5 protein-coding genes and 2 pseudogenes are annotated in these 8,182 nt (G+C 50.3%); 3 read left to right on the top strand and 4 right to left on the bottom strand.

What is annotated here, in order from left to right:
- Positions 1 to 166, top strand: a pseudogene (locus tag ACR6Z4_RS31780) (photosystem II q(b) protein); the annotation flags it as partial.
- Between the two features lie 180 nt (positions 167 to 346).
- On the opposite strand, the gene ACR6Z4_RS31775 reads toward ACR6Z4_RS31780, so the two are convergent.
- The 3 genes from ACR6Z4_RS31775 to ACR6Z4_RS31765 all read right to left on the bottom strand — a co-directional run bounded on the left by ACR6Z4_RS31775 (position 347) and on the right by ACR6Z4_RS31765 (position 4,304).
- Positions 347 to 1,534 (bottom strand): FAD-dependent oxidoreductase, encoded by a 1,188-nt coding sequence (locus ACR6Z4_RS31775; RefSeq protein ID WP_479721329.1) that lies wholly within the window; start codon positions 1,532 to 1,534, stop codon positions 347 to 349.
- Positions 1,535 to 1,561: 27 nt separating this feature from the next.
- The gene (gene ureC, locus ACR6Z4_RS31770) at positions 1,562 to 3,301 is read right to left on the bottom strand and encodes an urease subunit alpha (protein ID WP_479721328.1); all 1,740 of its coding nucleotides are present in this window, start codon (positions 3,299 to 3,301) and stop codon (positions 1,562 to 1,564) included.
- A gap of 214 nt (positions 3,302 to 3,515) precedes the next feature.
- Positions 3,516 to 4,304 (bottom strand): sulfite exporter TauE/SafE family protein, encoded by a 789-nt coding sequence (locus ACR6Z4_RS31765; protein ID WP_479721327.1) that lies wholly within the window; start codon positions 4,302 to 4,304, stop codon positions 3,516 to 3,518.
- A 252-nt stretch (positions 4,305 to 4,556) separates the two neighbouring features.
- Between ACR6Z4_RS31765 and ACR6Z4_RS31760 the strand changes: the two genes are divergently transcribed.
- Entirely contained in the window at positions 4,557 to 5,000 is a 444-nt protein-coding gene (locus ACR6Z4_RS31760; protein WP_479721326.1) for a hypothetical protein, read from the top strand.
- Here the strand turns inward: ACR6Z4_RS31760 and ACR6Z4_RS31755 are convergent.
- Positions 4,997 to 7,405: a hybrid sensor histidine kinase/response regulator gene (locus tag ACR6Z4_RS31755; protein WP_479721325.1), complete on the bottom strand. Its 2,409-nt coding sequence runs from the start codon at positions 7,403 to 7,405 to the stop codon at positions 4,997 to 4,999. The genes ACR6Z4_RS31760 and ACR6Z4_RS31755 overlap by 4 nt on opposite strands.
- 94 nt (positions 7,406 to 7,499) lie before the next feature.
- Here ACR6Z4_RS31755 and ACR6Z4_RS31750 point away from each other — a divergent pair.
- A pseudogene (locus ACR6Z4_RS31750) lies at positions 7,500 to 8,182 on the top strand (hypothetical protein); the annotation flags it as partial.

The following is an 8,182-nucleotide window of genomic DNA, read 5'->3' as shown; positions in this document are numbered from 1 at the left end:
GTTCAACTTCAACCAGTCCATCCTCGACTCTCAGGGTCGTGTGGTGAACACCTGGGCTGACGTATTGAACCGTGCAAACCTGGGTATGGAAGTGATGCACGAGCGTAATGCTCACAACTTCCCTCTCGACTTGGCTTCTACCAAGGCTCCTGAGATTGTTGGTTAATCGAAAGATTGATATCACCTAATGCTTGAAAAACGCTGCCTCACGGCAGCGTTTTTTTTTGCGCGGTATTCGTTTGGTTGCTTAATAGGGGTATGAATTTAAACGTGAAACCTCTGGTTTCACGTTCAAATTCATACCCAAAATCAGCAATGCCCTCCAAAAGCCGAGGTGTGCATTGGCTTAACTGCCGACGGATGCCGCTGCTTTTTCACCGACCAGCCGATTTTTTAAAAAGCGATCGCAACGAAACGCTTTAATTCGATCGGGGGTGGTGCCTGTTGCCACCATTTCCGCGACGTTATACCCACTGGCAGGAGATGCCTTGAAGCCCCATGTACCCCAACCGCAGGTGATAAAGAAATTTTGCAGTTCTTCTACCGCTGAAATAATAGGTGCATAGTCGGGGGTCATATCGCACAGACCTGCCCATTGTCGTTGCACTTTGATGTTGTGCAAGATGGGAAACAGTTCCAAAATATGGGTGGCGTAGCTTTCCAGGGCATCCAGAGTGGAACGCAGACTGTATTGGGGAAAGGACTCGACCGCACCGCCACAGACCAGTTCACCGCGATCGCTCTGACTGACATAAATATGCAGATTGGCACTGACGATAACGTGATGCAGCCAGGGTTTGAGGCTCTGGGTAACAAATGCCTGTAAGGGATGGGTTACGAGAGGGAGATGAATCCCCAACTGACGGCACACGTCCGAGGTCCACCCCGCCGTTGCCGAGACGAGGGTGCCGCAGTGAATCGTGCCACGATTGGTCTTAACCCCAATCACCCGCCCCTTTTCTGTCAGGATATCTTCGACCTGGGTGAGGCAATGAATGTGAACTCCCTGCCGATCTGCACCTCTGGCAAACCCCCACACCACGGCATCATGGCGAATAATGCCACCGGGAGGATGGTAAAGCGCACCCAAAATGGGATAGCGGGGTTTACCAGAAATATCGATTTCGGGTACCATCGCTTTAATCTGGGAGGGCGTCACCATATAGCTATCCACACCAAAGGCTTTGTTGTGTTCGGCGCGGGTAGTGAGGCTGGCGATCGCACTGGTTGAGTGCCCCAAGGTGAAGTGCCCCTGCTGGCTGAACATGAGATTAAAATCCAGCTCTTGAGACAGGTCTTCGTAGAGTTTTAGGCTCTGGTTATAAAACTGAATGCCTGCCTCGGTGCGATAGTTCGATCGCAAAATTGCCGTGTTGCGCCCCGAAGCTCCATAGCCGATGTATTTTTGTTCTAAAACCGCAACATTAGTAATGCCGTGGCGGGTTGCCAGATAATAAGCGGTGGCAAGTCCGTGAGCACCGCCACCGATGATGACGACATCGTAGCTGGGCTGGAGATCATGGGTTCTCCACATGGGATTGGGCATAGAAATGGGTTGAGTTTAAAACAAGAAATAACGCTGTGCCATGGGTAAAACGGTCGCAGGTTCGCAGGTGAGTAATTCGCCATCTGCCCGCACCTCATAGGTTTCCGGATCGACCTCCATGCGGGGGGTGGCGTCGTTCAGCTTCAAATCTTTTTTGGTCAGTTGGCGAATATTGGAGACAGCCACGGTGCGTTTTTGCAACTTCAATTGCTCAGGAATTCCGGCTTTCAAGGCTGCCTGAGACACAAAGGTCAGCGATGTTGCCGTCATTGCGCCACCGTAGCTGGCAAACATCGGGCGCATATGCACAGGTTGGGGGGTAGGAATGCTGGCGTTGGCATCGCCCATCTGTGCCCAGGCAATCATGCCACCCTTGAGGACTGTTTCGGGTTTGACGCCAAAAAATGCCGGTCGCCAGAGGCACAGGTCTGCCAATTTTCCGGGTTCGACCGAGCCAACGTACTCAGCAATGCCGTGGGTAATGGCAGGGTTAATCGTGTATTTGGCGATATAGCGTTTGGCGCGATAGTTGTCGTTGCGATCGCTATACTCTGCCACCCCTTTTTTGCCTTTGCCACCGGGAGCCAGCCAGCCCCGTTGGGTTTTCATTTTGTGTCCGGTTTGCCAGGTGCGCAAAATGACTTCGCCAATTCGTCCCATTGCCTGAGAGTCAGACGAGATCATACTGAAGGCTCCCAGATCATGCAGAATATCTTCAGCGGCGATCGTTTCTCGGCGAATCCGCGACTCGGCAAACGCCACATCTTCAGGAATGCCGCGATCGAGATGGTGGCAAACCATCAACATATCCAAATGTTCTTCTAAGGTATTGACCGTGTAAGGGCGAGTGGGATTGGTAGACGACGGCAGTACATTCAATTCGCCGCAAACTTTGATAATGTCGGGGGCGTGTCCGCCGCCTGCGCCTTCGGTGTGGTAGGTGTGGATGCAGCGATTTTTGAAAGCGGCGATCGTATCTTCGACAAATCCGGCTTCGTTGAGCGTGTCGGTGTGGATGGCAACCTGGATATCATACTCATCGGCAACACTGAGACAGGTGTCGATCGTCGCCGGCGTTGTCCCCCAGTCTTCATGTAATTTCAGCCCCATAACCCCTGCTTCCACTTGCTCGACTAAGCCCTGGGGTTGAGCCGCATTGCCCTTACCCAAAAAGCCCAAATTCATCGGAAAGGCATCGGCAGCTTGCAGCATCCGGTAAATATTCCAGGGACCAGGCGTGCAGGTGGTGGCATTGGTTCCAGCGGCAGGTCCCGTGCCCCCGCCAATCATGGTGGTAATGCCAGCGGCGATCGCCACTTCGATTTGTTGTGGACAGATAAAGTGAATATGCGAATCAATCCCCCCAGCCGTCAGGATCATGCCTTCTCCGGCGATCGCCTCTGTGCCGGGCCCAATGATGATATCGATGTTGTCTTGAATATAGGGATTTCCAGCTTTACCAATGGCATAGATCTTGCCATCCTTAATCCCCACGTCGGCTTTGACGATGCCCCACCAATCTAAAATCAGCGCATTGGTAATCACCACATCGACGGCACCGTCGGCATTAGAAATGGGAGATTGCCCCATGCCATCGCGAATCACCTTACCGCCCCCAAACTTTACTTCATCGCCGTAGGTGGTATAGTCTCGCTCGACTTCGATGATCAAGTCGGTATCCGCCAGTCGAATGCGATCGCCCACCGTTGGTCCAAACGTATCAGCATATGCGCGGCGATCCATGCGATAACTCATAGCACTCCTTCAACTCCCAGGGTTATACGACGAACGAACGCTCATCATCTCAAGCAATTCGCTCGCAAATTGTTTGTTTCGTCACTAACCTGGCAAGCGTATCACGCAGTGCCCCAGGCAACGTCTGAATTTGTTCAAAATTAAGGTTTGCTATAGCAGCCGAAGGGCTGGTTGAGATAGTACCGATGACTTACGCTCACTTGCTACCAGGGGGTTATAAGGCTGGCTTGTGCTGTGCCAACTTCAACGCCGACAACAGCAAAATTGAACCCAAGATGAGATACAGCAGAGAACTTGATACATACCGCAAAAGATGACTGCCCACAAAAGCACCCAAAATTGAACCAGATGCCATTGAAACGATAAATCTTTGCTCTGTGTTAACGTCCTTCAGTCGTTGTTGACTTCTGTATTTCAATAGACCGATCAAAATGGTTGGGATGCTGATTGCAAGACTCAAACTTCCTGCCAGTTTAATATCAACTGAAAACAGCAAAATAATGGTTGGGATAATTAACTCGCCACCTGCCACCCCCAACATACTGCTGAAGATGCCAATGATGATTCCTGCTAAAAATCCCAAGCTGATTCTTAAAAAGCTGGGCAGTTGCAAACTCTCCAGACTGAAGATGAAATGATGACCGATCAGGATAACGCTCAGAACCATCAGGAAACCAACAACGACCTGGTGTAATACTCGTTCGTTGATTCGAGTTGCATAATGAACTCCAACATAAGAGCCGATCAGAGATCCTGCCAGAATGTTGAGGATCACTGCCCAGTTCGCCACAATATTTTCCAGCCCTACAACGCCGCTCCGAAAGATGAATGAAAATGTCACCGTGACAAGGCTGACCATGAGATTGATGATGATTGCTTGTAGAGTTCGATAGTTAAAAACGCTAACTAGAATGGGTAAGCGGAACTCTGCACCGCCCAAACCAACTAGCCCACCCAGAACCCCACCCAGAGCACCCCAAGCGATCGCCCAGATATTTCGCATCCAGATCTCCACCCCTAGCACCAGCAAAATTATGAACGATGTGCTTTGAGACTGAGGTAATCAATTTGTCCGCACTTGATTCTGATGGCTTTGCAGATAACGTTTGACTGCGCTCTCACCCAGAACTGGAGTTGCATACCTAGAAAGTCACCTTCCATAAAATCTGCATCTATCTGAGGCTTGATCTTTTGATAAGTTTTTATAATACTTAATAAAAGTAAACAATTCGGATTCACCGATTAGGAGTCGCAGATGCTTGGATTTATTAAAGGGTTGTTTGGCTCAAAAGGGCAACCCGACGCCTCCGTGACAGAGGAAACAAAACCTGCGGCAGAAGTATCCTCAGCCAAAAAACAAGTGGCTAAGGTTCAACCTAAGCCGGCTAAAGTCGTCACGTCAACATCGGCGGTCAATTCTCAGGAATTTTTCCTGGATGCGGACGCTGCGAAGACGTTGGGTGACATTGACTATATGCGAACACCCAAGACCATCAAACGCAGTTTTCCAAAAACCATGTCTGCAACGAAAGGCGCAGAGATGGTGATACAGGTGTCTGCGATGGAGATGAGTGATTCGATTAAGGTGGCAGCCGCTACCGAAGCTGAACCACAGGTCAATGTGGTGTCTGAACGTCGCCAGGCGGATACCAGCATGGATATGTTCCGCACGATGGCGCGCGATTTGAAGAAACGCTAATGCTCATCGAGCCGTTCATGGCTTGAGGTTCCGTCTGGGTTGTCGGTGATCAGGGGGTCGGTCATCCGATCGTTCAGCTTCATCAACACTTGGGTCGGAGAAATGGGCTTGGTGATATAGTCATTTGCCCCAACCTCCAGGCAATGTCGCTGTTCTTCAGGGAACGTGTCGGGGGTTAGGGCAATGATTTTTAAGGTTTTTGTGATCGGATTTTGGCGCAGTTGATGAATAATGGCGTAACTGTCACTGTCACCCAGTTGCATGTCGATAATCACCAGAGCAGGTTGCAAAATTTCGATCTGTGAGACGGCAATATAGCCTTCGGTCATCCAAATCAACTGGTAGCCTGCGGCAGTGAGTAAATCGCAAATAATATCGGCATTGTCAGAGTGACTCGCCAGCAGCACAACTCGCCCGATGGGGTAACTGGGCGATGTGAATGATTCCAATTCATGAGCCGGTCTTGTCGCCATCATGGCACGGCGCGGCAATCGGACAGTAAAAACGGAACCAACGCCTTCGGTCGATTCAACGGTAATCCAGCCATTATGCATTTCGATCAATTGTTTGGTCAGCGCCAGCCCCAAACCTGTGCCCTCATATTCCCGTTGATAGGAACCATCCAGTTGTTGAAATTTTTGGAAGAGCAGCGATCGCTGTTGGTCTGGAATGCCAATGCCCGTGTCTTTGATGTGAAATGTAATGGTGCTGTCATCTCCCGACACGCGCAGGGTGACTTTGCCATTACGAGGGGTAAATTTGATCGCATTACTGAGAAGATTGATCAAAATTTGTCGTACCCGTCGTGGATCTGCAACGAAGCGATCGCTTTGAGACGAAATTTGTAAATCGAGTTCCAACGAAATTCCGGATTGAGTTGCCTTTTCTTGAAACATTCTCAGCGACTGCTGTGCTAAAACCATGGCAGAAATTTCTTGTAGATTGAGAATTGCTCTGCCTGCCTCAAATTGTGAAAGATCCAGGATATTGTTGAAGATTTCTAATAAGTGCTGCCCACTGCTATGAATGGTTTGCAAAAAGTTTTGTTGACGTTCGGGTAACTCGCCCTTTGTCCACCGCAGTAACGTTGCAGACATGCCGATAATGCAGGTCAAAGGAGTGCGCAATTCATGACTGATCGCGGCTAAAAACTCGCTTTTTGATCGGTTCGCTAACTGTGCGGCAATCAGGGCATCACGAAGTTCTTGGGTGCGTTCCATCACCCGCCGTTCTAACGTTTGCTTTTGCTGCTGCACTTGCGCATAGAGGTGTGCTTGTTGAATGGCGATCGCCAGGTGTTCTGCAATTTGTTGTAAAAACTTTTTCTCGCTCTCTTGCCAAAACCGGGGTTGCTCACATTCATGGGCAATCAAAAATCCCCACAGATTTCCCTTCACCAGGATCGGGACAACGAGTTTTGCTCGGACTTTGGCTTTTTTGAGAAACTCTAGCAAACAGTGGTCATGAGCATAGTAGGTGACGACATCTTCGATAGCAACGGCATCTCCCGTGAGATAGCGATCGCGATAGGGCGTATTGGGAAAAAAGCAAAGGTCTTCACCCAACAACAATACGGATGGCACCGTTGCATTGGCGATCGCTTCGTGAATCACCAGATTAATCTGCTGAGCGGATGACAGATCAAATCGTTCTTCCAGCTGATCTGGGTTGATTTTGACATGTGCCAGCAGACAGGATGTGGGCACATCTAGCTGATAAATTACCAGCCGATCGACGTGCAAAAACGGACGGACTTGCTCTACCGCTGTTTGCAAAATGATCGGCAACTCAAGGCTTTGGCGAATTTGGGTGGCAACCTGGTTGAGCAATTGCTCTTGTTTGATTTGTTGTCGCAGAGCAGCCGCGACTGATTGATCGACGTGGGGGCGTTGAGTTGCGGAGACCGTAGGCGTCGGGGTAGCAACAACAGGCATGTCAGCGGCTAACGATATGTTGCCCGATAGCACCCGGATTAATTTCAGCGTAAATTCGCTCTGACGAGTAGGCTGATTGGGTTGAGGAATCGTTTTGGCTTGCTGAAGCGATGCTGCCAGGGTTGACTCTGGCGTAATCTGGGTGGCTAATTGCTCAATAAAATGGGCGATCGCCTCCGGTTCAAACGTCAGGCTGATGTCATACAGTTTGCCCTGGGGCGAACGGGCGATCGCGCGTCTGGCATCGCGTATTTTTCCCAGTAACAAAGCACTAAATGGGACGGAAACAACCAACATTAAAACTTGCCAATCCACCGTTGGTGGATTTTCCATCTGCTCTAAGATGGCTTCAGTGATCACCATGCCACCCTGACTCAAGGGAGTGATCATCTGCCGCAATACCATCTGCAATTGCTCTAGCGTTGTCGCAGAAATAGATTCATGCACTATAGACGTTGCAGAAGTTGGCATGTTCAGCGCCGGTGGCAGTAGGAGTAAAGAGAATGGGCGATCGCCAAGCGATCCCCATTATGGTATAGTTTGCATCCCATTTGAGCACTATTTTATGCATCGTCTTGCTGCCGCACCCGGAGGTTGGAATCCAGAGACAGAGGGGGTTGTCTTCATTGATCAAACTCCCGCTCCCATCGTTTTTCTGACAGCAGCCGATACCGATATTCAAACCCTATCAAAGACGTTGATTCATTTGCCAGGAGGATTTCCGCAGATACGGGTTGCCAATCTGCTTAACCTGCAACAGCAACTCAGCATTGATACGTATGCCGAAACGGTGTTGCAGCAGGCCGACGTCATCATGTTGCGCCTCTTGGGTGGACGTGCCTACTGGTCATATGGATTGGAAGTCGTGCGGCAGACGGTCGAACAAACTGGGGCAAAACTCCTGGTGCTGCCGGGAGACGATCGCCCTGATCCAGACTTAATCAGCCATTCCAACTTACCGTTAGCCGTTGTCAATCAGTTTTGGCGCTACTGGACTGAAGGCGGTGTCGAAAACGTCGGTAATGCCCTGAAATGGATCGCCAATGTTTGCTTAGGGCAATCCTACGACGTCATGCAACCGCAGTCGGTGCCGTGTGTTGGCATTTGGGAGTGGCAGAGGATGGGGGAAGATGGGCTTTGCCGTGAGCGGAGTCGAACGGGAGATGGGCTTTGCCGTGAGCGGAGTCGAACGGGAGATGGGGGAGATGGGGAGGATAGGGGAGATGGGGGAGATAGGGGAGATGGGGG

This window comes from Calyptranema fuscum S582 (assembly GCF_055793305.1).
The sequence above is the reverse complement of the archived record's forward strand: the minus strand, read 5'-3'. Positions and strand labels throughout refer to the sequence as shown.

Excerpts from the sequence above, each read along its gene's own strand:
- ACR6Z4_RS31760 (WP_479721326.1), top strand. The coding sequence starts at position 4,557 with ATGCTTGGATTTATTAAAGGGTTGTTTGGCTCAAAAGGGCAACCCGAC.
- ACR6Z4_RS31765 (WP_479721327.1), bottom strand. The coding sequence starts at position 4,304 with ATGCGAAATATCTGGGCGATCGCTTGGGGTGCTCTGGGTGGGGTTCTG.
- ACR6Z4_RS31775 (WP_479721329.1), bottom strand. The coding sequence starts at position 1,534 with ATGTGGAGAACCCATGATCTCCAGCCCAGCTACGATGTCGTCATCATC.
- ureC (WP_479721328.1), bottom strand. The coding sequence starts at position 3,301 with ATGAGTTATCGCATGGATCGCCGCGCATATGCTGATACGTTTGGACCA.
- ACR6Z4_RS31755 (WP_479721325.1), bottom strand. The coding sequence starts at position 7,405 with ATGCCAACTTCTGCAACGTCTATAGTGCATGAATCTATTTCTGCGACA.